General features: G+C 50.0%; 26 protein-coding genes, 1 tRNA gene and 1 other annotated feature (1 of these 28 running past the window's edge). Of the genes, 25 read left to right on the top strand and 2 right to left on the bottom strand.

The features are described 5' to 3' along the window. The first annotated feature begins 126 nt into the window (after positions 1–126). Both KNO99_RS13985 and KNO99_RS13980 read left to right on the top strand, forming a co-directional pair. Positions 127–1,002, top strand: coding sequence for a helix-turn-helix domain-containing protein (locus tag KNO99_RS13985; protein ID WP_214749764.1), 876 nt, complete (start codon positions 127–129; stop codon positions 1,000–1,002). Positions 1,003–1,237: 235 nt separating this feature from the next. Beyond that, positions 1,238–1,450 carry a hypothetical protein gene (locus KNO99_RS13980; protein ID WP_214749761.1) on the top strand — a complete coding sequence of 71 codons (213 nt, stop codon included), beginning with the start codon at positions 1,238–1,240 and terminating at the stop codon, positions 1,448–1,450. Positions 1,451–1,600: 150 nt separating this feature from the next. Here KNO99_RS13980 and KNO99_RS13975 read toward each other — a convergent pair whose 3' ends face one another. Then, positions 1,601–2,914 (bottom strand): dihydrolipoyl dehydrogenase family protein, encoded by a 1,314-nt coding sequence (locus tag KNO99_RS13975; protein ID WP_214749759.1) that lies wholly within the window; start codon positions 2,912–2,914, stop codon positions 1,601–1,603. Between the two features lie 70 nt (positions 2,915–2,984). Between KNO99_RS13975 and uvrC the strand changes: the two genes are divergently transcribed. Next, entirely contained in the window at positions 2,985–4,775 is a 1,791-nt protein-coding gene (uvrC, locus tag KNO99_RS13970) for an excinuclease ABC subunit UvrC (protein ID WP_074032756.1), read from the top strand. Then, a complete protein-coding gene (locus tag KNO99_RS13965; protein ID WP_214749757.1) occupies positions 4,772–5,548 on the top strand; it encodes an aminoglycoside adenylyltransferase domain-containing protein in 777 nt (258 codons plus the stop codon). Before uvrC ends, KNO99_RS13965 begins: the two co-directional genes overlap by 4 nt. Before the next feature lie 25 nt (positions 5,549–5,573). Here the strand turns inward: KNO99_RS13965 and KNO99_RS13960 are convergent, their stop codons facing one another. Beyond that, positions 5,574–5,966: a YslB family protein gene (locus KNO99_RS13960; protein WP_243834707.1), complete on the bottom strand. Its 393-nt coding sequence runs from the start codon at positions 5,964–5,966 to the stop codon at positions 5,574–5,576. Positions 5,967–6,188: 222 nt separating this feature from the next. Between KNO99_RS13960 and KNO99_RS13955 the strand changes: the two genes are divergently transcribed. The 21 genes from KNO99_RS13955 to hemL all read left to right on the top strand — a co-directional run bounded on the left by KNO99_RS13955 (position 6,189) and on the right by hemL (position 26,644). Beyond that, positions 6,189–6,806, top strand: a complete 618-nt coding sequence (locus KNO99_RS13955) for a succinate dehydrogenase cytochrome b558 subunit (RefSeq protein ID WP_015881102.1) — start codon at positions 6,189–6,191, stop codon at positions 6,804–6,806. A 16-nt stretch (positions 6,807–6,822) separates the two neighbouring features. Next, positions 6,823–8,580, top strand: coding sequence for a succinate dehydrogenase flavoprotein subunit (gene sdhA, locus KNO99_RS13950; protein ID WP_074032768.1), 1,758 nt, complete (start codon positions 6,823–6,825; stop codon positions 8,578–8,580). An 8-nt stretch (positions 8,581–8,588) separates the two neighbouring features. Next, positions 8,589–9,377 (top strand): succinate dehydrogenase iron-sulfur subunit, encoded by a 789-nt coding sequence (gene sdhB / locus KNO99_RS13945; protein WP_193343274.1) that lies wholly within the window; start codon positions 8,589–8,591, stop codon positions 9,375–9,377. An 8-nt stretch (positions 9,378–9,385) separates the two neighbouring features. Next, positions 9,386–9,826, top strand: coding sequence for an acyl-CoA thioesterase (locus KNO99_RS13940; RefSeq protein WP_074032771.1), 441 nt, complete (start codon positions 9,386–9,388; stop codon positions 9,824–9,826). 74 nt (positions 9,827–9,900) lie between these two features. Continuing rightward, positions 9,901–10,164 (top strand): phosphocarrier protein HPr, encoded by a 264-nt coding sequence (locus KNO99_RS13935; RefSeq protein ID WP_015881106.1) that lies wholly within the window; start codon positions 9,901–9,903, stop codon positions 10,162–10,164. A 112-nt stretch (positions 10,165–10,276) separates the two neighbouring features. Then, a complete protein-coding gene (racE, locus tag KNO99_RS13930) occupies positions 10,277–11,080 on the top strand; it encodes a glutamate racemase (RefSeq protein ID WP_305794033.1) in 804 nt (267 codons plus the stop codon). Next, positions 11,073–11,822 carry a ribonuclease PH gene (gene rph, locus KNO99_RS13925; protein ID WP_074032777.1) on the top strand — a complete coding sequence of 250 codons (750 nt, stop codon included), beginning with the start codon at positions 11,073–11,075 and terminating at the stop codon, positions 11,820–11,822. Before racE ends, rph begins: the two co-directional genes overlap by 8 nt. Beyond that, positions 11,819–12,409, top strand: coding sequence for an XTP/dITP diphosphatase (locus KNO99_RS13920; RefSeq protein ID WP_214695264.1), 591 nt, complete (start codon positions 11,819–11,821; stop codon positions 12,407–12,409). The genes rph and KNO99_RS13920 overlap by 4 nt, the downstream gene beginning before the upstream one ends. 5 nt (positions 12,410–12,414) lie before the next feature. After that, on the top strand, positions 12,415–12,927 hold the full coding sequence (locus tag KNO99_RS13915; protein WP_074032782.1) for a metallophosphoesterase family protein: 513 nt from the start codon (positions 12,415–12,417) through the stop codon (positions 12,925–12,927). Between the two features lie 60 nt (positions 12,928–12,987). Beyond that, positions 12,988–13,061 (top strand) — tRNA-Arg (locus KNO99_RS13910). 124 nt (positions 13,062–13,185) lie between these two features. Beyond that, positions 13,186–14,097, top strand: coding sequence for a hypothetical protein (locus tag KNO99_RS13905; protein WP_214749751.1), 912 nt, complete (start codon positions 13,186–13,188; stop codon positions 14,095–14,097). An 89-nt stretch (positions 14,098–14,186) separates the two neighbouring features. Further along, on the top strand, positions 14,187–15,479 hold the full coding sequence (tig, locus tag KNO99_RS13900) for a trigger factor (protein ID WP_214749748.1): 1,293 nt from the start codon (positions 14,187–14,189) through the stop codon (positions 15,477–15,479). Positions 15,480–15,690: 211 nt separating this feature from the next. Next, positions 15,691–16,959: an ATP-dependent protease ATP-binding subunit ClpX gene (clpX, locus tag KNO99_RS13895; RefSeq protein ID WP_015881113.1), complete on the top strand. Its 1,269-nt coding sequence runs from the start codon at positions 15,691–15,693 to the stop codon at positions 16,957–16,959. Positions 16,960–17,032: 73 nt separating this feature from the next. Continuing rightward, positions 17,033–19,333 carry an endopeptidase La gene (gene lon, locus KNO99_RS13890; protein ID WP_214749745.1) on the top strand — a complete coding sequence of 767 codons (2,301 nt, stop codon included), beginning with the start codon at positions 17,033–17,035 and terminating at the stop codon, positions 19,331–19,333. Beyond that, the gene (yihA, locus tag KNO99_RS13885; RefSeq protein WP_214749742.1) at positions 19,334–19,927 is read left to right on the top strand and encodes a ribosome biogenesis GTP-binding protein YihA/YsxC; all 594 of its coding nucleotides are present in this window, start codon (positions 19,334–19,336) and stop codon (positions 19,925–19,927) included. It abuts the gene before it with no gap. Between the two features lie 110 nt (positions 19,928–20,037). Continuing rightward, positions 20,038–21,207 (top strand): AI-2E family transporter, encoded by a 1,170-nt coding sequence (locus KNO99_RS13880; RefSeq protein ID WP_214749739.1) that lies wholly within the window; start codon positions 20,038–20,040, stop codon positions 21,205–21,207. A gap of 183 nt (positions 21,208–21,390) precedes the next feature. Then, entirely contained in the window at positions 21,391–22,737 is a 1,347-nt protein-coding gene (hemA, locus tag KNO99_RS13875; RefSeq protein WP_214749736.1) for a glutamyl-tRNA reductase, read from the top strand. A 53-nt stretch (positions 22,738–22,790) separates the two neighbouring features. Then, the gene (gene hemC, locus KNO99_RS13870; protein WP_214749734.1) at positions 22,791–23,708 is read left to right on the top strand and encodes a hydroxymethylbilane synthase; all 918 of its coding nucleotides are present in this window, start codon (positions 22,791–22,793) and stop codon (positions 23,706–23,708) included. After that, complete coding sequence (locus KNO99_RS13865; protein ID WP_371743098.1) at positions 23,671–24,366, top strand: uroporphyrinogen-III synthase; 696 nt, start codon at positions 23,671–23,673, stop codon at positions 24,364–24,366. The genes hemC and KNO99_RS13865 overlap by 38 nt, the downstream gene beginning before the upstream one ends. Beyond that, positions 24,363–25,343, top strand: a complete 981-nt coding sequence (hemB, locus tag KNO99_RS13860; RefSeq protein WP_015881120.1) for a porphobilinogen synthase — start codon at positions 24,363–24,365, stop codon at positions 25,341–25,343. The genes KNO99_RS13865 and hemB overlap by 4 nt, the downstream gene beginning before the upstream one ends. After that, positions 25,340–26,644 (top strand): glutamate-1-semialdehyde 2,1-aminomutase, encoded by a 1,305-nt coding sequence (gene hemL, locus KNO99_RS13855; RefSeq protein ID WP_031421390.1) that lies wholly within the window; start codon positions 25,340–25,342, stop codon positions 26,642–26,644. The genes hemB and hemL overlap by 4 nt, the downstream gene beginning before the upstream one ends. A 47-nt stretch (positions 26,645–26,691) precedes the next feature. Continuing rightward, positions 26,692–26,887 (top strand) — a binding site (T-box leader); it runs 27 nt beyond the window's last position.

Below are 26,887 nucleotides of genomic sequence, written 5' to 3'. Positions count from 1 at the left end.
AGGCTCGGTCAGAGCGCCTCATGGCCCAAAATACGACAAAACGCCCGTTTCAGACGAAATGAAACGGGCGTTTTGTCTACAGTCTGAAATAATCATATATGATTATTTAATGGCAGGAGTGTAAATATGTACAGCGATATAGGGGCTATAATCAGAGACGTTAGAAAATCAAAAAATTACAGTCAATCAATAGTCGCAAAGGGCATTATGCATCAAACGAATTACTCAAAATTTGAATTAGGAGAAATTGAGATCAGTTATAACAAATTTAAAGAACTGCTCATTAATTTAGAGATAGACATTGTTGAATTCGAATATTTATATTCGTTAAAGCATCGGTCACTTAGAGAAGAAATCCTATATAATTTTTATCAAATAAAATTTATAGACGAAGACTTACTAAACCAAATCATTAATGATTCTATAAAATATCTAAAAAAGAATTCAGATCGCTATATTAACGATATTCTTAATGTTTCGAGAGCACTAATGGCCATCAAAGACGATAATTTTGAATTAGCTTCAACACACGGAGATAAAATATGGGAGAGGTTAAAAAACTCAGATAGTTGGTATTTATGGGATATTAGACTAATCAATAATATTTTATTCTTATTTCCGATAGAAACTGCCAAATATATAGCTGAATTTGCATTGAAGCAAGGGGAAAAATACAAGCGTCATCCAGAACACGAAAATATTTTTTTACCCTTCAAATATAATTTAGTTCATTTATTATTAAGAGAAAAAAGAATTGAGGAAGCACAGAAGTTAAACGATGAAATTTTAAAAGTCTTTAGAGAACGAAAGTTCTATACTCAGATTGCTTTATGTACCTTACGCAAGAGCATGATAGAACTGCATTTAAATAACGAGAATTATTCAAGAGAGTTATTAAGCAGCGCGCACTTAATTGCACATGCTTTAAACGATACCAATTTGTCTGAAAAACTAAATCAAGAAGAAAGTTATATTCATGAGATTCTAAATTCGGATACATAAATCTTATTCATCAGGGTCTGTTATCTTTTATAGAAGGTCTTATTCACAGGCACTCACTTATATACGGAATTATGAGTGATAATAATCCTGCTGACTTAGTTTCGAAGTTTCGGGATGGGGAAATAGATAAACAACAAGTGATCAAAGGTATCATGGATAGAACGATTAGCACTTTGTGATAAACTTGTTCTAAGAAAAGCCTATGAAGTAGATGGCGGGAAGGAGTTGGATGTTGATGGGTACCGTAACAGTAGATCGTGAACGTTTTACAAAAGATTTAGAAGAATTCTTAGTATATTTTGCTAATCGTCAGAAAAAACCTATGTCTAGACAAGAAGCTGAGAACATCTCGCGTGATGTTACGGCTAACGTTGATATCCATGACTCTGTTTTTGCACACAAAGGTCCATCTTGGCTAGCACCTGAAATCATTAACAATCGTAAATAGTAAACGAGAATAACAAAACTATAATATGAACTCTTCTCAATACATGACGACTCAGATCGAAAATGCGATCTGAGTCGTTTTTTTATGGTGAAATTACATACCATAAATGTTCTGTTGAAAAATGATAAAAACGCGACGGGGACACTTAAATTAAACGAGATATGAAATATCTGAGGCAGCCGTCGGATAGGCGACTTCTAAGTGCTTCACGTGTTGATGCGACAGTTTGTTCTGTATAATGAAAGAGAACAGATTGATGAGTTCCGGGGCATGGTGCCCAATCAGATGTGCCCCGATGATATGACCTTCCGCACTCAACAATACTTTCGAATAGGCGGTCGTGTCATTGATGCGTGAATAGGTGAGGAAATGGGACATGTCCGTTTCTTTCACGTCGAAGTCGATGCCCTCGGCTTCCGCTTCCTCCACGGTGAGCCCCACTTTGGCAATCGGTGGCGTCGCATAGACGATGGTCGGTGCCGGGCGCTCGGGAAGTGCCCGCGTATTCCCGTGAAGCATGTTCAATGCAGCGAGACGACCTTCCTGACCGGCGAACGGAGTGAGTGCGGGATTTGGGCTGTTAGCGACGTCTCCGGCGGCGTATATATTCGGATTGCTCGTCTGGAGATGCTCGTTCACCTGAACACCATGATGATCGGCATTGACGCCTGCTGCTTCGAGATGAAGTCGCTCGATGCTCGGAATTCGCCCGGTGGCGTTAAGGACAACTCCTTCAAGGGTAGAGTCATCTGATAACGTCAAGACGTTCCCGTCGATTCGTGTCGGTTCGACGTCGTGTCGGACAGTGATCCCGATTCGTTTTGATTCTTCGAGGAGCCGATGGACAACGTTCGGGTCGAATGCCTTCAACGCACGTGAGCGAATGAGAAGCGTCACGTCGCTTCCGAAGCGTCGGAAGATATGGGCGAATTCAAAAGCGATATAACCGGCACCGACAATATGAATCGATTTCGGTAACGCGTCGAGGTCGAACACATCATCGCTCGTGATCGCCAGTTCGCCACCTGGGATGTCGAGAGGACGTGGTGTTTGGCCCGTCGCGATTAAAAATTGAGGGGCGGAGAGCTCGTGACCATCGATGACGATGGAGTCTTCATCGATAAAGTGAGGCTCCCCTTGATATAAATCAATGTTCATCTCGTTCCAATGTTGCGTTTTTGACGTAGGAATCGAGAAGCGATATTCATCAATCCTTTTTTTAAAGGACGACCAATCGAGGGATAGGCTTCCTTCGACGCCGAGATCGCGCATACGTTCCGTGCGGGCGAGTAGTTCGGCACCTTCGGCGAGCATTTTTTTCGGGTCACATCCACGTTGAGGACACGTTCCTCCGAACGTCCAGTTTTCAATGATGGCAATTTCTTTACCGGCGTCACGTAAAATCGTGGCGGCTTGGCTAGCGGCTGACCCGCTACCGACAATGATGACATCGTATCGTTTCATAATATAAAATCCTCCTCTGACGAGATATCACACTCTTTTTCCCGTCCAGGAGGAAGCTAAACTGAGGTGAATGGAATTGAGTCATACCGACCACATTAAACATAAATTGGCACTACTCCCGGACGAACCGGGTTGCTATCTGCATAAAAATGAATATGGTGAGGTCATCTATGTAGGGAAGGCGAAAAATCTCAAGAATCGGGTCCGCTCTTACTTCACGGGTGCACACGATATCAAAACGATGCGTCTCGTCGCAGAGATCCGTGACTTCGAGTACATCGTGACGGCGAGCGAACTCGAGGCGTTGCTCCTTGAAATGACGCTCATCAAAAAGCACGACCCGAAGTACAACATTCGCCTGAAAGACGACAAGACGTATCCGTACATCAAAATTACGAACGAACCATATCCGCGTCTATTGACGACACGTAAGCTGAAGAAAGACGGCGGACATTACTTCGGTCCATATCCGAACGCTTACGCGGCGAACGAGACGAAACGTCTGCTCGATAAACTATACCCGCTCCGTAAATGTCAGCCGATGCCGAAGAAACTCTGTCTCTATTATCACATCGGGCAATGCTTAGGACCTTGTGAGCTCGCAGTCGATACAGATTCGCAAAAAGAAATTGTCAACGAGATTCGTCGTTTCTTGAACGGTGAGACGAGCGAGACGCTCGCGAAGTTGAATGTCGAGATGGGACGCGCCGCTGAGGACATGCAGTTCGAGCGGGCTGCTGAACTACGTGACCAGATTCGAGCGGTCGAATCGATCATGAATAAACAGAACATGATTACGGCCGACCCGACTGCACGAGACGTCTTCGGTTATACACTTGACCGGGGCTGGATGTGTGTCCAAGTGTTCTACATGCGAGGTGGGAAGATGATCGAGCGAGATGTCTCGCTCTTCCCGATGCATGGAGAGCCTTCCGAAGAACTCGAAAGTTTCATCGTCCAGTTCTATGAACAAAACGTCGTGCCAAAAGAAATCCTCGTACCGGAAACGGTCCGTCTCGATTTATTAAATGACGCCATCGGCACGAAAGTGATGCAACCGAAACGTGGGGCGAAAAAACAACTGCTCGATTTGGCGACGAAGAACGCAACAATCGCCTTGAACGAGAAGTTCGAATTGCTCGCCCGAGACGAAGAGCGGACGTTGCTCGCGATGCGTGAACTCGGGGAAGCAATCGGCATCCCGAACTTGTCGCGTGTCGACATCATCGATAACGCGAACATTCAAGGGGCTGACGCCGTATCGGCGCTCGTCGTCTTTGAAGACGGGAAGCCGCTCAAGAAAGAGTATCGGAAATATAAGATTCGGACCGTCCAAGGGCCGGACGATTACGAGACGATGCGCGAAGTCGTGCGGCGACGGTTCCGCCGCCTGTTGACGGAAGACAAGCGTCTACCGGATCTCCTATTGATTGATGGAGGAATCGGACAGTTGAATGCAGCGCTCGACGTCATCCAAAACGAGTTCGGGCTCGACTTGCCGGTCGGCTCACTCAAAAAGGATGACCGACATCGGACGAGCCAACTGTTGTTCGGTGAACATGGTGCGGTCGTGGAACTTCATCCACGATCGAGTGCTTTTTATCTATTACAGCGGATGCAAGATGAGGTCCACCGTTTCGCCATCACCTTCCACCGCAGCTTGCGCACGAAGAAGATGACAAAATCGATTTTAGATGAGATTCCGGGAGTCGGTCCGAAGCGTCGTCAACAGCTCATCCGTCATTTCGGGTCGATGAAACAGATTCGTCTGGCCTCGCTCGAACAATTGAAAGAAGCGGGACTACCGGAAAAACTGGCGGAGACTGTCCTTCAATATGTGCATGAGGATACGGATGAATGAGACAGCTTCCGACAGACGTGGAGAATACAATCGCTTCATTCGTGAGAGCGATTGATGAATTTCTACCAACCGTTCAGCATATATACATTCATGGTTCATTAGCGATGGGTGGCTTTCATCCGAAGCGAAGTGATGTAGATTTGTTGCTCGTCGTATCGAACGCATTGACTCGGGAGGAACGACAAAAACTCATCGACTGTTGTCTCTTATACTCCAACGAACCATATCCGCTCGAACTGAGCATCATGACGATGGTCCAGATAAAAGACTGGTGTCACCCGAGTCCCTTCGAGTTTCACTATAGTGAAGGGTGGCGTTCTCGTTTTGAAAAGGCAGGTGGGGAAGAGCGAACCGAATTGCAACAAGGATTCACCGATCCTGATTTGGCAGCTCATATGTTGATGATTTTACAACGAGGTATCATTTGGCGCGGACAGCCACTTCATCAATTGCTCTGTGGATTCGATTCTGCTCATTTTTCTGATGCGATTCGGGTAGATGCGCTCGACTGTCTCGACACAATAGAGGAAAATCCGATTTATTGCGTGTTGAACTTGGTGCGCGGATTGGCCTATGAACAAGCACGTGTCCTGCTCTCGAAACAAGAAGCGCTCGGTTGGCTGATAGAGAACGAACATTTTCCGGGAAATGTTGTAGCGGTCGTTCGTAAGGCGACTCAGGGCTATGAAGGGGAAGACGTGACGTTTGATCAACATGAACTCAACGGATTCCGTCGCTACATGCGTCAACAACTTCAGCAGAAACAAAAATAAGAGTCGATGCGAAACGCATCGACTCTTATTCGTAATCGTCTTTCCGGTCTAGTTGGACGGTGATTTGGACAGTTTTTCGGGCGGGGTCGGCATATCCTTCCGCGACGCACTGGAAACGACCTGCAATCTGTTCGGCTAAAAATCCAGCTTCGAGCTGATAGTAACCGGTCGCCTTGGCTTGGGTCGTGGGCGGTGGGATGAGTTCGTATGTAAATTTACTCCCACGTTCCTTTTTGAGCGTCAACGCTCCCCAACCTGCCTCGTCGAAGAATGCAGTCAGTTCATCGTCAGACATCGTCGGGAATTTGCGGGCGACCCGTTTTCCTGACCAATAGATGACTTGGGCGTAATCTTCACCAAGCAAGTCCGTCAACACATAGTCGCGAAGAAGTTCAATCGCGAAAATTGGTTGGCTCATCGTTTCCATTCTATCCCATCACTCCAATCTCTCTATATCATTATAACGACCAATCTGAATTTGGTCATCCTGTATTTTTGAAAAGAATGTGGCACAAATCGGCTAGGTTATCTTGTCATACAATTTTCACAAGAGTAGAATAGGAGTCAGAAAGCTATATCTGCATTTGAAAACGCTTTTATTGACAAAACGAGCCAATGCTCGTGAAAAGGGGGAACTAGAATGGCAGCGCATCGTGACTACTTCAGTCGTAAAGTCCATTCGCTACTTGGGGTCATTCCAATCGGTTTGTTTTTGATCGTTCACTTATCGGTCAACTACTACATCGTCGATGGGGTGGAGTCATTCAACAAAGCAGCAAAATTCATGGAGAACTTACCGTATCTGTACTTCCTTGAAGTGACGATTATCGCATTGCCGATGATCTTCCACGGCGTGTACGGCGTGTACTATGCGTTTCTTGGGTCGATTAACTCGAACCGTTATTCATACGCACGCAACTGGTTGTATCTCTTCCAACGCTTCACAGGAGTCTTCCTCGTAATCTTTATCGCATGGCACGTTTGGGAAACGCGCTTAGCGAAATTACGCGGGGTAGAAGTCAATGCGGAGATGATGCAAAACATCGTCGACAACCCGCTCATGTTGATCTTCTACATAGTCGGAATCCTTTCGGCTACGTTCCACTTCGCGAACGGTCTTTGGTCGTTCTCGATCACGTGGGGAATCACACAGTCACCTCGTTCGCAACGTCTCATGAGCTACGTATCAGGTGTCGTGTTCTTGGCACTATCTTTTGTCGGCATCCGTTCGATTTTGACGTTTGCAGGCATCTTGTAATTAGGGGGAATTTTACATGGCAAATCAAAGTTTGATCGTCATCGGTGGCGGTCTAGCTGGACTCATGGCGACAATCAAGTCGGCAGAGATGGGTGTTCCGGTAAAACTATTCTCGCTTGTACCGGTCAAGCGTTCACATTCAGTTTGTGCCCAAGGTGGCATCAACGGGGCCGTCAACACGAAAGGGGAAGGCGATTCTCCTTGGCAACACTTTGACGACACGGTCTACGGAGGCGACTTCCTCGCCAACCAACCACCTGTTCAAAAAATGGCAGAGAATGCACCGAAAATCATCCACATGTTCGACCGGATGGGTGTCATGTTCAACCGTACGCCAGAAGGTCTCTTAGACTTCCGTCGTTTCGGTGGAACGCTTCACCACCGTACGGCATACGCTGGAGCGACAACAGGTCAACAACTTCTCTATGCACTCGATGAGCAGGTCCGTCGCTATGAAGCACAAGGTCTTGTCGAGAAATATGAGGGATGGGAATTCCTTCGTGCCGTCATCGATGAAGAAGGCATCTGCCGCGGTGCGGTCTGTCAGGATTTGCGCTCGATGGAAATTAAAGCGTTCCCATCGGACGCGGTGATTTTGGCGACAGGTGGCCCAGGGGTCATCTTCGGTAAGTCGACAAACTCGGTCATCAACACAGGACAAGCAGCGGCAGCGGTTTACCGCCAAGGTGCTGTCTACGCGAACGGGGAGTTCATCCAAATTCACCCGACTGCGATTCCTGGGGACGACAAACTTCGTCTCATGAGTGAATCGGCTCGTGGGGAGGGTGGACGTGTCTGGACATACAAAGACGGGAAGCCATGGTACTTCCTCGAAGAGAAATATCCAGCATACGGAAACCTCGTACCGCGTGACATCGCGACACGTGAGATCTTCGATGTATGTGTTAACCAAAAACTCGGCGTCAACGGCGAGAACATGGTGTACCTCGACTTGTCTCACAAAGATTCGAAAGAACTCGACATCAAACTTGGTGGGATCCTCGAAATCTACGAGAAATTCGTAGGGGACGACCCGCGTAAAGTACCGATGAAGATCTTCCCGGCAGTCCACTATTCGATGGGCGGACTGTGGGTCGACTACGATCAAATGACAAACATCCCTGGACTCTTCGCAGCCGGTGAATGTGACTACTCGATGCACGGTGCGAACCGTCTAGGTGCGAACTCACTTCTCTCAGCCGTTCACGGCGGAATGGAAGCAGGTCCTGCAGCAGTCAACTATATGCGTGGTCTCGACCAAGCGACAGAAAGCGTCTCAGACGCACTCTTCAACTTCAACGAGCGTGAAGAGATCGAACGCTTTAACGACATCCTTGCGATGGACGGGACAGAGAACGCGTATCAAATCCACCGTGAACTCGGTGAACTCATGACGGACAACGTCACGGTCGTCCGTTATAACGACAAGCTCGAAGCGACGGATAAGAAAATCCAAGAATTGCGTGAACGTTTCCATAACATCTCGGCTACGGATACGGCACGCTGGAGCAACCAAGGGGCATCGTTCATTCGACAGCTCGACCACATGCTCGACCTCGCACGCGTCATCACACTCGGCGCACTTAAACGGGACGAGAGCCGTGGAGCCCATTACAAACCGGAATTCCCGGAACGTAATGACGAACAGTTCATGAAGACGACGATGGCACGTTACAAAGATGGGGAAGTCGATATCTCGTATGAAGACATCGATGTTTCGTTAATCCCGCCACGTAAACGGGATTACTCGAAGAAAGGGGCGAAGACGAAATGACGACGCCAATGCAATCTGAACAAAAAGACATCCGCTTCATCATCGAACGCCAAGATGGACCGGATCAAGCGACATATACTGAAGAATTCACGGTGCCGTACCGTCCGAACATGAACGTGATTTCGGCATTGATGGAAATCCGCCGAAACCCGGTCAACGCGAACGGCGACAAGACCACACCGATCAACTGGGACATGAACTGTCTCGAGGAAGTGTGTGGTGCCTGCTCGATGATCATCAACGGGAAGCCACGCCAGTCGTGTACAGCGCTCGTCGATAAACTCGAGCAACCGATTCGCCTCGCGCCGATGAAGACGTTCCCGGTCATCCGTGACCTTCAAGTCGACCGTCAGCGTATGTTCGACGCGTTGAAAAAAGTGAAGGCATGGGTTCCGATCGATGGAACGTATGACCTCGGTCCAGGACCGCGTATGCCAGAAAACAAACGTCAATGGGCGTACGAGTTATCAAAATGTATGACATGTGGGGTTTGTCTTGAAGCGTGTCCGAACGTCAACGACAAATCGGACTTCATCGGTCCAGCGGCAATCTCGCAAGTCCGTCTCTTCAACTCGCATCCAACAGGTGCCTTCCACGCGGAAGACCGCCTCGAAGCACTTATGGAAGACGGCGGCATCATGCAGTGCGGAAACGCACAAAACTGTGTCGAAGTTTGCCCGAAAGGCATTCCGCTCACGACGTCTATCGCTTCGATGAACCGTCAAACGACGCTTCACTCGTTCAAACAGTTCTTCGGTAGTGACAAAGGTCGCACCGGTTCTGCGGTCGAGGCGTAAGCGAGCCGATGACCAAGTACTTTCGAGAGCCAGGTTGGGAAACACGTGTCAAAGCAGGGGTCGCGCTCGATGTAAAAGTCCGCTTTTCGGAGTGCGATCCGTACGGTCACATGAATAACACGATCCCGTTCATCTATTTCGAAGATGCGCGAATCGAGTTGCTAGAAGCGACAGGATTCTCCTTAAAGGACGGGTTTGTCGTCGTCGCCGATGCGCAATGTGACTATGTTCGACAAGTCATGCCACGTCAACAGCTGACCGTGCATGCCAATATCTTGACGGTCGGAAACACTTCATGTGATATTCATTACGGGGCATATGACGGAGAACAACTCCTCTTTGCGGGACGAACGAGCCTCGTTCATTTGACGAAGGAAGGTCGTCCAACGGAATGGACTCCGGAATATAAAAACCGCTTGCAGAATTTTTGCGAATCCGCTATCATTTGATAATGAGTTCACAAACAAAAAATATTCTGCCGGTTCGCCTGTAGAATTGAATTTTGAAGGGAGACCATCATCTCATGGAAAAAACGTTCACAGTCGTTGCTGATTCAGGAATTCACGCTCGTCCAGCTACTCAGTTGGTTAACACAGCTTCTAAGTTCCAGTCAGACATCAACCTCGAGTACAATGGTAAAACAGTTAACTTGAAGTCGATCATGGGTGTACTTTCACTCGGTATCGCAAAAGATTCTACAATCAAGATCACTGCTGAAGGTGAAGATGCAGAAGAAGCGATCAACACGCTTTCTGACATGCTCACTAGCGAAGGTCTTGCTCAGTAATTCGGGTAAGGGACGAGGCGCCACTGGCGACCTCGTCTTTTTTTGTCATGGGAACGTTTCTTTTTCCGTCTGATGTTTTTTGGTAAGATAGGTGAGAATGGAAGTGATGCAAATGAAACGAGCGATTGGAGTCCTCGATTCAGGAGTCGGCGGGTTGACGGTAGTCAAAGAATTGATGCGCCAGCTCCCTAAAGAAGAAATTATCTATATCGGGGATACGGAACGCTGTCCATACGGGCCGCGTCCGCACGATGAGATTGAAGCTTATACATGGGAACTCATTGAGTTTTTATTGAAGAAAGACGTCAAAATGATTGTCATCGCCTGTAACACGGCGACGGCGGTCGTTTTGAAAGAGGCGCGGAAACGCCTCGATATCCCGGTCATCGGTGTCATCGACCCAGGTGCCCGCGCGGCCGTCAAAGGGACGCGAAATAAACATATCGGTGTCATCGGTACGAAGATGACGATTGAGAGCGCTTCGTATGAGAAGGCGCTTCGTCACGTAGCTGGTGAGGTCGACGTGTACTCACTCGCTTGCCCACCTTTTGTCCCGCTCGTCGAAACGGGGGACGTGTCGGGAGACCGCGTCCGTCAAATCGTGGAAGAGACGCTGCGTCCGCTACAACCTTCCGAGATGGATACACTCATTCTCGGTTGTACGCATTATCCGATCCTTGCGCCTGTCATCCAGGACGTGGTCGGACCGAACGTGCACCTCATCTCGTCGGGTGACGAGACGGCGCTCGAAGTCGCAGCGATGCTTGATTATCAAGAGCTCGAGAACGGATTAGATACCGTCCCATCCCATGCCTTTTATGCGACGGGGGATATTGAACTATTTGACCGATTGGCGAGCGAATGGCTCGGTCGTCCGGTCCATGCGGAGAAAGTCGAGGTGACCGGCATTGCGTGATACGAGACGATTTGATGAATTACGAACAGTCGAGATCGTACCTCATGTGAATAAGCATGCGGAAGGGTCTGTCCTCATTTCGATTGGTGATACGAAAGTGATTTGTACAGCGACTGTCGAAGAACGTGTTCCGAACTTCCTTCGCGGGAAGAAGCAAGGCTGGATCAATGCCGAGTATGCGATGTTGCCACGTGCGACAGGTGACCGGACTGTCCGAGAAGCGGTACGTGGGAAACAATCGGGTCGGACGATGGAGATTCAGCGTCTCATCGCCCGATCACTCCGCTCGGTCGTGGACTTGGAACGTCTTGGCGAACGAACGATTTGGATTGACTGTGACGTCATCCAAGCGGATGGCGGTACGCGTACGGCATCCATCACGGGTGGTTTTTGTGCCCTCGTCCTCGCTGTCGACCGTTTGATCCGTCAAGGGAAACTCGATGATACACCAATCAAAGAAGGTGTCGCGGCCATCTCGGTCGGACGGACCGATGAACTCGTTCTCGACTTGGACTATATGGAAGACGCGGCGGCTGAGGTCGACATGAACGTCGTCATGACGGCGAGCGGTCGGTTCGTCGAAGTTCAGGGGACAGGTGAAGAGGCGACGTTCACGCTTCAAGAGATGAACGAGATGCTCGCGCTTGCACAACACGGAATCGAATCATTATTCAAGACGGCTGAAGAGGCACTCGGTGCTTCTTGGTGGTACGTCGGAGAACGTTCGGAGGAGACATTATGAAGTTGATCATTGCGACACACAATCCCGGGAAAGTAAAAGAACTAGAAGGGATGTTGACACCGCTCGGATTTGAGGTCGAATCACTACTCGACTATCCGGATGCGCCGGAAACAGATGAGACAGGTACGACATTTGAAGAAAATGCGGCATTAAAAGCGACGGAAGCTGCTGCCTATTTCGGGCATGCCGTACTCGCGGACGACTCCGGTCTTGAAGTTGACGCGCTCGACGGAGCACCTGGTGTATATTCGGCTCGCTTCGCCGGTCCTGAAAAGTCGGATGAGGCGAACAATGCGCTTCTTCTTGAAAAATTGAACGGCGAAACGAATCGCGTGGCCCGCTTCGTCTGTGCCCTCTGTCTGGCGAAACCGACAGGAGAGACGTTGACCGTTCGTGGAACAATTGAAGGGACAATCGGCTATTCTCCACGTGGCGAGAACGGTTTCGGATACGACCCGCTCTTTATCGTTCCATCGCTCCACAAGACGGCGGCCGAACTAGAACGTGAAGAAAAAGCGGTCGTCAGTCACCGTGGACAGGCATTACGAAAACTGGAGGCAGAAATCATTCCATTCATGAAAGGATGAAGCTTATGCGTTTTCTAATAGTGAGTGATAGTCATGGTCTGACGGAAGAATTGACAACGATTTTTGAACGACACGAGGCGGAGATTGATGACGCGTTCCATTGCGGCGATTCACAACTCGCACTTGTCGATGAACATCTATTGCCGTATCGAACGGTCCGTGGGAATTGTGATTTTGGTGGAGACCTTCCGCTCGAACGGATTGAGACGACGGATGCCGGTACGATCCTCATCGTCCACGGGCATCATCACGACGTCAAATTCGACTTGAATCGGCTGCGTTACCGGGCGGAAGAAGTTGGCGCGAACGTTGTCTTGTTCGGTCACTCGCATGTGGCGGGTGCTTTGATCGAGGACGGGGTCGTCTACATCAACCCGGGTTCGATTCGGATGCCACGGGGACGTTCCGATAAAACGTATGCGCTTCTTGACTTAGAAAACGGGGAAGCAGCGGTACGTTTTTATCGCTCGGAAGACGGTTCTCACGTCGAAGATTTGGACATCGCAGGAAAACTATGAGTTTCGAATGGGAAATCGATTGACAGGAAACCATTTTTCTATTATAGTTTTCATGTCAATGTCCCAATAGCTCAGCAGGATAGAGCAACGGCCTTCTAAGCCGTCGGTCGGGGGTTCGAATCCCTCTTGGGACGCTTCCATTAAAATAGAGACGCTCTCTACGGAGAACGTCTCTTTTTTCATTTTCCGGGAAATCGATTGACAAGGAATCGCGTCCTAACGGAAGATGAAAGGGAATGGAAGAGAGGGTGAGGGAAGATGGAGAAGGAAAAGGACCAGGACTATCCGTTCCCTGGGAATTGGTCGCGTCTGCATAAGATGATTCAAGAAGCAGATGCTTCTGGGGAGCGACAGCGGATCGAACCGATTTTATGGGATTGGTATCAGGCGATTCCAGGTGACCCGTTTATTTTCATGGAAATCTTCCAATGTGCGATGGAAAAACCGGACGACCCAGAAACGCTCGAGAAGTTGCAGGAACTCGTCGCCATCCAGATGGCGGAAGCGGAAGAACCGGCTTCGGGCGGATTACAGATCGCGCAGTATTACATCATGCGAGACCAGCCGTTTGAAGCGGCGCACTGGATCAACCAGTACCTCGAATGGCAAGACAAAAAAGATACGGTCAACACACAGGCACATCAAGTGCTTCAAGTGTTGAAGATGACGGAGTTTCCGGCGGCAATCGCCAAATTGAAACGGACGTTGACGCGAGGCAGTACAGGGGAACAAATCGAGGCGTTGCAACATGTCCATTTCAATATCGATTCGGTACTCGACAATGTGCTGCATGAGCTACTCGTATCCAAGCGACCGAAGCTCGTCAAATTAATCGTGTTAGAGAAGGCTTTTGCCGAACTTGCGGTCATCAAGTGGTCGGATGGGGATTCGACGAACGAGATGTCGCAAATGGAGGCAACATCGCACATCGAGACGTGGGAGAAGACCGTCCTCTCGCTTCAGAAATCAGTAGAGGGCGATGAGATCGGGACTCAGTTGTTGATGAACTATATGTATACGCATTATCCGTATGTGCCGGCTGAAAAAGCGGACGTGGAACAGGCGCTCGTACAGGCGAAACAAGCGATTTTGCATGACGAGGCAGTCGACGGTTTGGCAGCTGCGATTTTAGAGGCGGATCTGCGCTTCACACAGGCGTTATTAGACTAAATCCTTGTGTGCATACCGAGGATTTATGCTATAATACGGATTGTTGTACATTTTTGTACGGTATAAACGAATTGTTGGAGGGACTTAGCATGACAGCAAAATGGGAAAAAACATCAGGTAGCCAAGGCGTACTCACGTACGAAGCTCCTGCAGAAGCTTTTGATAAAGCAGTTGACGCCGCATTTAAAACAGTCGTCAAAGACTTGAACGTGCCTGGCTTCCGTAAAGGGAAATTGCCACGCCCAATGTTCAACAAAATGTATGGAGAAGAAGCACTCTATCAAGATGCGCTCGACATTCTCTACCGCGACACAATCCAAGGTGCGGTTGAAGAAGCTGGTTTCGAACCAATCGCGCTCGAAAACATCGATGTAGACGGCACGCTCGAGAAAGGCAAACCAGTCGCTTTCAAAGTGACATTCGTGGTTGAGCCAGAAGCTGAGCTTGGCGAATACAAAGGCCTCGAGTACGAAGCTGTTTCAACTGAAGTAACAGAAGACGAAGTAACAGCAGAACTTGAAGCACTTCAACAGCAAGGCGCAGAACTCGCTGTTAAAGAAGGTGCAATCGAAAACGGCGATACAGCTGTATTTGATTTCGCAGGTTTCGCTGACGGTGAGCAGTTCGAAGGCGGCACAGCTGAGAACTACACACTCGAAATCGGTTCTGGTCAATTCATCCCAGGATTCGAAGAGCAAATGGTCGGCATGACTGCTGGTGAAGAAAAAGACGTTGAAGTAACATTCCCTGAAGAGTACCACGCTGAAAACTTAGCGGGTAAACCAGCGACATTCAAAGTCAAACTTCACGAAGTGAAAACAAAACAAGTTCCTGAACTCGACGACGAGTTCGCAAAAGACATCGACGAGTCTGTTTCGACACTCGACGAGTTGAAAGCGAGCATCCGTGAGCGTTTAGAAGCTGGTAAGAAACAAGAAGCTGAAGGTACAATGCGCGACCAACTCGTTGAGCAGGCAACTGCTAACGCGACAATCGACGTACCACAAGTTCTCGTTGACCAAGAAGTAGACCGCATGGTACAAGAGTTCGGTTCACGTGTATCTTCACAAGGAATCGACCTTAACATGTACTTCGAACTCACTGGTACTTCTGAAGAAGCAATGCGCGAAGAGATGAAAGAGCAAGCTGAAGAGCGCGTTAAAGCTCGTCTCGTCTTGAAAGCAATCGCTGACAAAGAAGCAATCGAAGTATCTGACGAAGATGCTGAGAAAGAGCTTGAAGAAATGTCTAAACTTTACAACATCGCACCGGACCAACTCCGTACGATGCTCGCTCCACAAGGCGGTCTTGAGACACTTAAAGGTGACCTCAAATTCCGTAAAGCGATCGACATCCTCGTTGAAAACGGTAAAGCGAAGTAAGTTGATTTTTAGTGGGACGACTGCTTAGCGGTCGTCCTTTTTTCTGTCACAACACTTTGGATGTGTAATTCTTTGAAGTCGCAATATGTTCATGCTACAATTATTTCAACGCAGAGATGTAAAATGTCTTTTCACGGTGCATCGCACCAGAAAATACAAATCGCGATTTATCGCACTTACATCCATTTTCACCACAGAAGGGGTGTATCGAATGTTCAAATTTAACGAGGAAAAGGGGCAACTCAAGTGCTCGTTTTGCGGAAAATCGCAAGAACAAGTTCGTAAGTTAGTCGCCGGACCAGGCGTATACATTTGCGATGAGTGTATCGAACTTTGCAATGAAATCGTTGAGGAAGAGCTCGGTGTAGAGGAAGAAGTCGAATTCAAAGACATTCCGAAACCACAAGAGATTCGTAACATCCTAGACGATTATGTCATTGGACAAGACCGCGCGAAACGTGCGCTTTCAGTCGCTGTCTATAACCACTATAAACGCATCAACGCCGGCGGTCGTTCGGATGATGTCGAACTTGCGAAGTCGAACATCGTCATGATCGGACCAACTGGTAGCGGGAAGACGCTTCTCGCCCAAACGATGGCTCGCGTCTTGAACGTCCCATTCGCAATTGCGGATGCGACGAGCTTGACGGAAGCGGGTTACGTCGGCGAAGACGTCGAAAATATCTTGCTCAAATTGATTCAATCAGCTGACTACGATGTCGAGAAGGCTGAAAAAGGAATCATCTATATTGATGAGATCGATAAGATTGCTCGTAAGTCTGAAAACCCATCGATTACGCGCGACGTATCCGGTGAAGGCGTTCAGCAGGCACTCCTTAAAATTCTTGAAGGCACGACAGCAAGCGTACCGCCACAAGGTGGACGTAAGCATCCGCATCAAGAATTCATCCAAATCGATACGACAAACATTCTCTTCATCGTCGGCGGAGCATTCGCTGGGATTGAATCGGTCGTCAAACGCCGAATCGGGAAGAAAGTCATCGGTTTCGGAAACGATCAAGAGAATCGCGAGTTGACGCAAGAAGACTTGCTCGCCCGCGCACTTCCTGAAGACCTTCAAAAATTCGGTTTGATTCCTGAGTTCATCGGTCGTTTGCCAGTCATGGCGACGCTCACGACACTCGATGAGGAAGCACTCGTTGAAATCTTGACGAAGCCGAAAAATGCCCTCGTTCGTCAGTACGAGAAAATGCTCGAGCTTGACGATGTCGAATTGACGTTCACAGACGAGGCATTGATCGAAATCGCCAAACTTGCGATCAAACGTAAGACTGGCGCGCGCGGTCTCCGCTCGATTATCGAAGAAATGATGCTCGATGTGATGTTCACCGTCCCATCGCGTGACGATATCGAGAAAGTCATCATCACAGATGAAACGATTACGGGTCTTGCCGGTCCGAAATACGTCCTTCGTGATGGTACTGTCGAACAGACAGGGGACAACAAAGAGACAGCATAATTTGTTAACGAAGAAGGCTCAAACACTCGGCACACTCCGAGTTTTGGGCCTTTTTGCACAGGAGGCGTTGTAGATGGAAAAATTACCAATCCTTCCGTTGCGAGGAGTCGTCGTATATCCGCTCATCGGTGTGACAATCGATGTCGGACGCCCGTTATCACTTCGGGCGCTCCTTGCTGCAAAGGAGCATGAGACGGATTTAATTGTCGTCACTCAAAAAGAGACCGGAAACGAATCACCAGAACCGGAAGACTTGTACACGATTGGAACGCGTGTCCATATCGCCAAGATGAGCGAATTGTCGAACGAGACGATTCGGGTTCGCATCGTCGGGAAAGAGCGAGTCCGCGTCGACTCGGTCGAATCGACGGATGAAGGCTGGTTCGCCAACGTCGAACCACTCGAGCTTGCTGAAGGGGAAGAGGTCGAGCGTACGGCGCTCGTCCGTCTGTTGAAAGAGCAGTTCGGAAAACTTGTCGCCAACATCAAAGGCATGTCCCCGGACGAACGTCGTCGTTTCGAGATGTATGAGCGACTTGAGTCGCTCACGGACTATATCACGTCGAAACTTGATGTCGATGTCGAACTTCGCCAAGCGATGCTCGAAGAAGCAGATGCGGTCAAACGAGGGCTAGAACTGCTTGAAATCATCGCACATGAGGTGGAAGTGATCGAACTCGAGCAAGAGATGCGTGAGCGGACGAAGAAGTCGATTGAGCAGTCGCAGCGCGAGTATTACTTACGGGAACAGATGAAGACGATTCAACAAGAGCTCGGCGACCAGACGCAAGAGTCTGAGCCGAACCGCCTCCGCGAGAAGTTAGAGGCGCTCGACTTGCCAGAGACGACTCGAAAGAACGTCATGCGTGAAGCAGAGCGATTGAACGTCGTCCCACAAACGTCGCCGGAGTATGCGGTCATCCGTAACTACCTTGACTGGGTCGCATCCCTTCCATGGGGCATCGAGACGGAAGACAAGCTCGATGTGAAACATGCGGCAGACGTCCTTGACGATGACCATTACGGTTTAGAGTCAGTAAAAGACCGAATCCTCGAATACTTGGCCGTCCGTCAGTTGACGAACTCGCTTCGTGGACCAATCCTTTGTCTCGCCGGACCTCCAGGGGTCGGGAAGACTTCGCTCGCCCGTTCCATCGCCTCGGCGCTTGAACGTCACTTCGTTCGTGTCTCACTTGGTGGGGTACGCGATGAGGCAGAAATCCGTGGTCACCGCCGGACGTATATCGGCGCGATGCCAGGACGTGTCATCCGCGGGTTGAAGCAAGCGGAAAGCAAGAACCCCGTCTTCTTACTCGATGAAATCGACAAGATGGCTTCTGACTTCAGAGGAGACCCGGCGTCGGCGATGCTCGAAGTACTCGACCCAGAGCAAAACGTATCGTTCTCGGACCACTACATCGAAGAACCGTTCGATTTGTCGAACGTCCTCTTCATCGCGACAGCGAACGATGTCTCGCAAATTCCGGCACCGCTCCTTGACCGGATGGAACTCATCCAAATCGGTGGGTATACGGAGCTCGAGAAAGTCGAAATCGCGAAGCGTCACTTAGTGCCGAAACAGTTGAAAGAGCACGGATTGAAGAAGAGCCAATTGACGATCAAAGAAGATGCACTCTATGAAGTCGTACGCCGCTACACACGTGAAGCGGGTGTCCGAAACTTAGAACGCGTCATCGGTTCGCTCTGCCGTAAAGCAGCAAAACAAATCGCAATCGGTGAGAAGAAACGGGTCACGATTTCGAAGAAAGCCATCAGCACGTATCTCGGAAAACCGAAGTATCGTTACGGAAAAGGGGAGACCGAGGATTCAATCGGTGCAGTGACAGGTCTTGCCTACACGGCGTTCGGTGGAGACACGCTCACAATCGAAGTGGCGCTCGCGCCAGGGAAAGGCAAACTTCAGTTGACGGGTAAACTCGGTGACGTGATGCAGGAGTCTGCACAGACAGCATATAGCTATGTCCGCGCGAATGCGGAGCGATTCGGGATTGACCCGACGTTCTATGAGCGACAAGACATCCACATCCACGTTCCGGAAGGGGCCGTACCGAAAGATGGACCATCGGCCGGGATCACGATTGCGACAGCACTCATTTCCGCGTTGACCGGGAAGAAAGTCCATCGTGATGTCGGGATGACAGGCGAGATCACGCTCCGTGGACGCGTCTTGCCGATTGGTGGATTGAAAGAAAAAGCGCTCGCTGCTCATCGGGCCGGGTTGACGACCATCGTCATTCCGAAAGATAATGAGCGAGACATCGATGACATTCAAGAAACGGTGCGTGAGAAACTGACGTTCGTTCCCGTGACGACACTCGATGAAGTACTAGATGTAGCATTTGGAGGAAATTAAATGAAGATCAACAAAGCAGAATTCGTGACGAGTGCCGTCGCGCCAGACCATTATCCGGTCCATGAGTTGCCGGAAGTGGCGCTTGCCGGACGGTCGAACGTCGGGAAGTCGTCGTTCATCAATAAGATTTGCCAACGGAAGGCGCTCGCACGGACGTCTTCGAAACCAGGAAAGACTCAGACCCTCAACTTCTTTAACATCAATGATGAAATCATGTTCGTTGACGTTCCAGGATACGGTTACGCGAAAGTATCAAAGACGGAGCGTGAGAAGTGGGGCGTCATGATGGAGCAATATTTGACGAGCCAAGAGGCGCTTCGCGGCGTCGTCTTACTCGTCGATATCCGTCATGAGCCGACGGGTGACGATGTGACGATGTACAACTTCTTGAAGCACTATGAGATTCCGGTCATCGTCGTAGCGACGAAGCTCGATAAGATCAAGAAGAGCCAGCGTCAAAAGCACGAGGCAGCGGTAAAACGTAAGCTTCAGTTCGATCCATCTGACCGTTTCGTCGCTTTCTCAGCCGAAACAGCAGAAGGAAAAGACGATGCGTGGAAAGCAATTTATGCACTCATCACGGAAGGTGAATGAAGTATGGGCGAAGGGATTCCTTCGCCTTTTTGTTTTTCTCATCCCGCAAGCGGGTAATTATCGTATAATCATAGTTAGTACATAGTCATAATCGTAAACGAGGTGGAGAAATGCAGCGCATGTTTGAAAACAAATGGTACCGCGCCCTCTTTTGGACGCTGACCATCTTTTTAGTCATTTGGGTCGGAACAGAGATCTCATTCGTGTTTGAACCGATTCAAGTCATTTTGGCACTCGTCACGGTCCCACTCATTGTGGCCGGACTCTTCTTTTATTTCTTGGTCGGCATCGTCGACTTTTTAGAAAAACGGTTGAAAGGGAAACGCGCACTTGCGGTCGCGATGACACTGATCGGTCTCGTACTCATCTTTACCATCGTCTTCAGTATTCTCGGACCGGTCCTTGCTGAACAGGTTACGTCGCTCATCAATGCGATGCCGAGTATCGCGAAAGAGCTTCAGCAACAAGCGTTCGCCGTTCGTGACACGTTGCTCCAAAATGAGTTCTTGTCGCGCTTCATGGCACAAAATGATGAGATGTTCCGCAATTTGACGACGAACATCACGTCGTATTTAGGAGATTTGTTCGGAAACATCGCGTCGTCATTCGGGCAAGTCGTCGGATTCGTGACGTCGGCGGTCATCACAATCGTCGTCATTCCGTTCATGCTTCTTTACATGTTGCTTGACGGGAAGCGTCTACCGGACGCTATCGTCAAACTCTTGCCATCGAGCTATGAGAAAGAGACACGCCACATCTTGCATGACATGCACGAGACGGTGCGAAGCTATGTCAACGCACAGTTGCTCGTCGCGTTCTTCGTCGGGATCACGTCGCTCATCGGACTTTGGATCGTCGGGGTAGATTATGCCATCTTGCTCGCGCTCTTCATGATGGTGACGAACATCATCCCATACGTCGGACCGTTCTTAGGTGCCGTACCGGCTGTCATCGTGGCGTTCATTCAAGATCCGATTAAAGTCATCTGGGTCATCGTTGTCATCATCATTGTGCAGCAAATCGAATCGAACGTCATCTCACCGCTCATTCAAGGGAAGTCCTTGAAAGTCCACCCGCTCACGATCATCATCGTCTTGCTCGTGGCTGGGAATTTGGCTGGGATCATCGGGATGCTCATCGCCGTACCGTTCTATGCGGTCGCCAAAACGGTTGTCCAGAATATCGTTCGCATCTATAAACTAAAAGAGCGCGAACAATATTTAGACAAAGAAGAGACGGAAAGCTCTATTATTACGGATCCAAACTCACCACATTCATAAGAAGAAGGGTAGAAATGGGGTTTCGCCATTTCTACTTCTTTTTGTCACAAAAAGTTCTTATTTTATTTCAGGAAAATCAAACAGAAGATTATAGTTACCAGATAAGAACTGTTATAATGTACGGTAGAGATTGAAAAAAGAAGAGACAACCGTCGGTGGATTTTAGATGAGGGGAAGAGATACATGCATATTGTCGTCGTTGGACTAAATAACAAGACAGCCCCTGTCGCGATTCGGGAGCAGTTCTCGTTTGGGGAGCAAGAAATCGTGGATGCGATGATTGCACTTCGCGAAGAGAAGAGCATTTTCGAGTCGGTTATTTTGTCTACGTGTAACCGGACGGAGCTGTACGTCGTGACAGATCAACTCCATACTGGACGTTATTACACGAAACGTTTCTTGGCGAACTGGTTCAACCTAGAGATGGAGCAGTTCACACCATACTTGTCGATTCGAGAAGGGGAAGAGGCGATTCGTCACTTATTCCGTGTCACATCGGGCCTCGACTCGATGATCATCGGGGAAACACAAATTTTAGGTCAGGTGAAGACAAGTTTCTTCCGTGCCCAAGAGCATGGAACGACAGGAACGGTCTTCAACAAATTATTCAAAGAAGCGGTCACACTCGCCAAGCGCGCCCATACGGACACGCAAATTGGGGAAATGTCTGTATCGGTCAGCTCGGCTGCCGTGACGCTCGCACAAGAGATGTACCAACAGCTCGACGATAAGCAAGTTGTCGTCGTCGGAGCCGGAGAAACGGGTGAATTGACGACACTCAATTTGTTCGAGGCTGGTGCGAAACAAATCGCCGTCTTCAACCGAACGGAGAGCAAAGCGAAAGCTGTTGCGGATAAGTTCAAAGGTCGTGCCCATTCGATTCGTGAAATCGCATGCGGCTTACTCGATGCGGATATTTTGATCAGTTCGACCGGAGCGAAAGACGCCGTCATCGGATATGACGATGTGGCAGCGGCACAATTGTTGCGCCGTGAACGTCCACTTCTTCTCATTGACATTGCTGTGCCGCGAGATATCGATCCAGCGGTCGCGACACTTCCAGGTGTTCATTTGTTCGATGTCGATGATTTGAATGGAATCGTCAACAAGAATCTCGAAGCTCGTCTCCTCGAGGCCGAGAAGATCGAGATGAAAATCGATGAAGCGATTCAAGAGTTCCAAACATGGCTCGTCACACTCGGTGTCGTACCGATCATGAACGAGTTGCGTGCCCGTGCTCTTGATATTCAAGAAGACACGATGACGAGTCTAGAGCGTAAGCTCGATCACTTGTCGGCGCGCGACAAGAAAGTCATCGGGAAGCACATGAAGTCGATCATCAACCAGATGCTTCGTGACCCAATCGACTACATCAAAGACGCAGCGGCACAGCCGGACGCGAACGTTCGGATCGCCCAGTTTGTCGAGACGTTCGGACTCGATGTCGAGTTACCAGAACAGCCGGTAGACGAAGTGGAAGAAACGGATGCCACTTCTGCCAAAGCACCACTTCGCGCATTGATGCGCTAACAAGATATAAAAGGCGACGTGTGTCGCCTTTTTCTATGAAGGAGAGACTCAACATGCGAAAAATCATCGTCGGCTCACGCCGTTCCCAACTCGCCATGACTCAAACGAAATGGGTCATCGAACAATTGAAGAAAGCCGGAGCACAAAACGAGTTCGAAATTAAAGAAATCGTGACGAAAGGGGACCAAATCGTCGACGTACAATTGTCAAAAGTCGGCGGGAAAGGTCTATTCGTCAAAGAGATTCAACAACAGATGCTCGACGGGGACATCGACTTCGCCGTCCACAGCATGAAGGACGTTCCAGCCGAACTTCCGGAAGAACTCTATATCAGCTGCATGCCGAAACGAGTCGACGCGCGTGACGTCCTCATCTGCGAGAACGGCTACACGTTCGAGACGCTTCCGAAAGGTTCAATCGTCGGAACGAGTTCACTCCGTCGCGGTGCACAGATTTTAGCGGCACGTCCTGACCTTGAAATTCAATGGATTCGCGGAAACATCGACACGCGTCTGAAGAAGTTGGATTCGGAGAACTACAACGCCATCTTGCTCGCGAAAGCCGGGCTCGAACGGATGGGTTGGACGGACCGTGTCGACTTCGAAGCGCTTGACCCGGACGTCATGGTACCTGCTGTCGGACAAGGCGTTCTTGCGATTGAGAGCCGAAAAGACGATGCAGAAGTAACGGCAGTGCTTCAGTTGTTACACGATGATGTGACGGCAAAAGCCGCGACAGCGGAACGGACTTTCTTAAAAGCCATCGAAGGAAGCTGTCACGTCCCAGTCGGCGGTTACGCGACGGTCGACGGTGACGAAGTGACGCTCACGGGCCTCATCGCGTCAGTGGACGGGAAAGAAGTGCTTCGTGTGACGAAAACGTCAACGGACGGAGTCGCACTCGGAATGGACGTCGCAGAAGAATTGCTCGGACGTGGCGGACGTGAAATCCTCGCCTCGGTCAATGAGTGACGTCTGGTACACGGGAACGAAACGAATGACCGCTTCGCAACGGGCGCTGCTCGAGGCGAGCGGTCTTTCCGTTCATCATGTCCCGCTTATTCAGACGAGAGAGACGCACGTCCCACCACCCGTGGAACGATTCGACTGGCTCGTCGTCACGAGTCAAAACGCGGTGCCCGCGCTTCGAAATCTGATGCGTGACGTCAAAGTCGCTGCTGTCGGTGAGAAGACGAAACGGGCGCTTGAAGCGGAAGGATTTACCGTCTCGCTCATGCCGGAGACGTATACGGGTGAGGCACTCTTTGAGCAGTTACGCGATGTCGTTTCCGCCGATGAGGTCGTCTTGTTCGCGCGTGGGAATTTGGCGAACACGAAGCACATGACGATGCTCTCTCACGTGCAGGACTGGGTCGTCTACGAGACGATCCCCGTGCCGTTGACACCGGCGCAACAGCAACAACTCGAGACCGTGAAGGCGCTGCTCGTCTTGAGCCCGTCGGCCGTCGAGGCGCTCACACCGCACTTGTCCCGCTTCAATGGGACGTGGTACGCCATCGGCGAAGTGACCGAACGTGCCGTCCGACAAGTGTCGACGTTACCGGTACGAGTGCCAGAATGTTATACTATGGATGCATTAATACAGTGTGTAGGGGAGGATTTTTCATGAACCAGTTTGACCGTCACCGTCGTCTTCGCTCATCGAAGTCGATGCGTGCCCTCGTACGTGAAAATCATGTTCGGAAAGAAGATTTGATTTACCCACTCTTCATCATTGAAGGGACTAACATTAAACGTGAAGTCAGCTCGATGCCTGGCGTCTTTAATTATTCACTTGACCGACTCGAAGAAGAGATCAAAGAAATCGTCGACCTCGGTCTCCAATCCGTGCTCTTGTTCGGCGTGCCGGAACATAAAGACCCGGAAGGCAGTGAAGCGTATCACGACCACGGTATCGTCCAAGAAGCGATCCGTAAAGTGAAAGAGTGGGCGCCACAGCTCACAGTCATCGCCGATACGTGCCTGTGTGAATACACGTCTACAGGTCACTGTGGTCTCGTGAAGGACGGGGACGTCGATAACGACGCATCGCTTCCACTTCACGTCCAGACAGCGATCACGCAAGCACAAGCGGGTGCCGATATCATCGCGCCGAGCTCGATGATGGACGGATTCGTCGCAGCCATCCGTGAAGGTCTCGACCAAAACGGATTCAGCCACATCCCAATCATGAGCTATGGCGTAAAATATGCGTCGGCGTATTACGGACCGTTCCGTGACGCTGCCCAATCGGCTCCAGGTGAAGGCGACCGTAAAGGCTATCAGATGGACCCGGCGAACCGTCGTGAGGCGTTCCGCGAGTCACAATCGGACGTCGAACAAGGTGCCGACTTCATGATCGTCAAACCGGCTCTCGCGTTCATGGACATCATCCGTGATATGCGCGACTCACTCGATATGCCAATCGTGGCGTATAACGTGAGCGGAGAGTACGCGATGATCAAAGCCGCGTCACTCAACGACTGGGTTGACGAAGAACGCATCGTCATGGAGACGATGGTCGGATTCAAGCGTGCCGGTGCCGATCTCATCGTCACGTATTTCGCAAAAGACGTCTGTCGCTATTTGGAAGGAGACTACGCATGACATACAACCAAACACGCTCACAAGAAGCGTTCGAACAAGCCCGCCCACTCATGCCAGGCGGTGTCAACAGTCCGGTCCGTGCCTACAAATCGGTCGGTATGACGCCGATTTTCGCCGAACGTGGTGAAGGTTCACGCGTCTATGACATCGACGGCAACGAGTATATCGATTACGTCCTCTCATGGGGACCCCTCATCCTCGGTCACCGTGACCCTGTCGTCACGAAAGCGATTCAAGAACAAGCTGAAAAAGGCTGGACGTTCGGTACGCCGACCGAGCTCGAGACGAAGATGGCAGAACTCGTCATCGACCGCGTCCCATCAATCGAGATGGTCCGCATGGTCAACTCGGGTACGGAAGCGACGATGGCGGCACTTCGCCTCGCACGCGGCTATACAGGGAAGACGAAGATCTTGAAGTTCGAAGGATGCTACCACGGACACGGCGACTCGCTTCTCATTAAAGCCGGTTCTGGTGTCGCAACACTCGGTCTCCCGGACTCACCAGGTGTACCGAAAGAGCTCGCGAGCCATACGCTCACCGTTCCTTACAACGACTTGGACGCTGTCCGCGTCGCGTTTGAGAAATACGGTGACGACCTCGCTGGTGTCATCGTCGAACCAGCAGCTGGAAACATGGGCTTCGTGCCACCACAACCAGGGTTCCTCGAAGGACTTCGTGAAATCACGGAACAAAATGGCGCGCTTCTCATCTTTGATGAGGTCATGACGGGCTTCCGTGTCGGGTACAACTGTGCACAAGGATACTTCGGTGTCACACCGGACCTCACATGTCTCGGTAAGGTCATCGGTGGTGGACTTCCGGTCGGTGCTTACGGCGGGAAACGTGAAATCATGGAACAGATCGCGCCGCAAGGTCCGATCTATCAAGCGGGTACGCTCTCAGGTAACCCACTCGCGATGATTGCCGGTTACACGACACTCTCTCAACTCAAACCAGAGCACTATGCGGAGTTCGAGCGTAAGGCAGACCGTCTCGCGGAAGGTTTCACGCAAGCTGGTGAGAAATACAACATCCCGCACGACACGAACCGTGCCGGCTCGATGTTTGGTTTCTTCTTCACGAATGAGAAAGTGACGAACTTCGAGAAAGCGAAATCGGCGAACCTCGAGATGTTCCGTTCGTACTATCAGAAGATGGCAGCGCGCGGCGTATTCTTGCCACCATCACAGTTCGAAGGATTGTTCCTCTCGACGGCGCATACGGATGAGGATATCGAGAAGACGATCGCAGCGGTCGAAGCGACGTTCAAGGAGCTTCAAGAAGAGTTTTCACTCTAATCTTGACTGCTGACGTTTCTGTCGCTACAATTATTTAACAGATATGATGAATTGCTTTGATGAGGAGTAGTACGCATCATCCATTCCTTTTTAGAGACGCGACCGCTTGGTGAAAGGTTGCGAGGGATGGACGCGGAAGTCGCCTCGGAGCTGACTTTCTGAATGGAGTAAGAAAGTTCGGTCCATCGACCGTTATTCGATTTTGAGTGCGCCACTTGTTGGCGAACTAAGGTGGTACCGCGG

Origin of the sequence: Exiguobacterium sp. s189 (assembly GCF_018617615.1) — a bacterium.
Classification (GTDB): Bacteria; Bacillota; Bacilli; order Exiguobacteriales; family Exiguobacteriaceae; genus Exiguobacterium; species Exiguobacterium aestuarii_A.
This window is presented reverse-complemented; position numbering and strand designations above follow the sequence as displayed.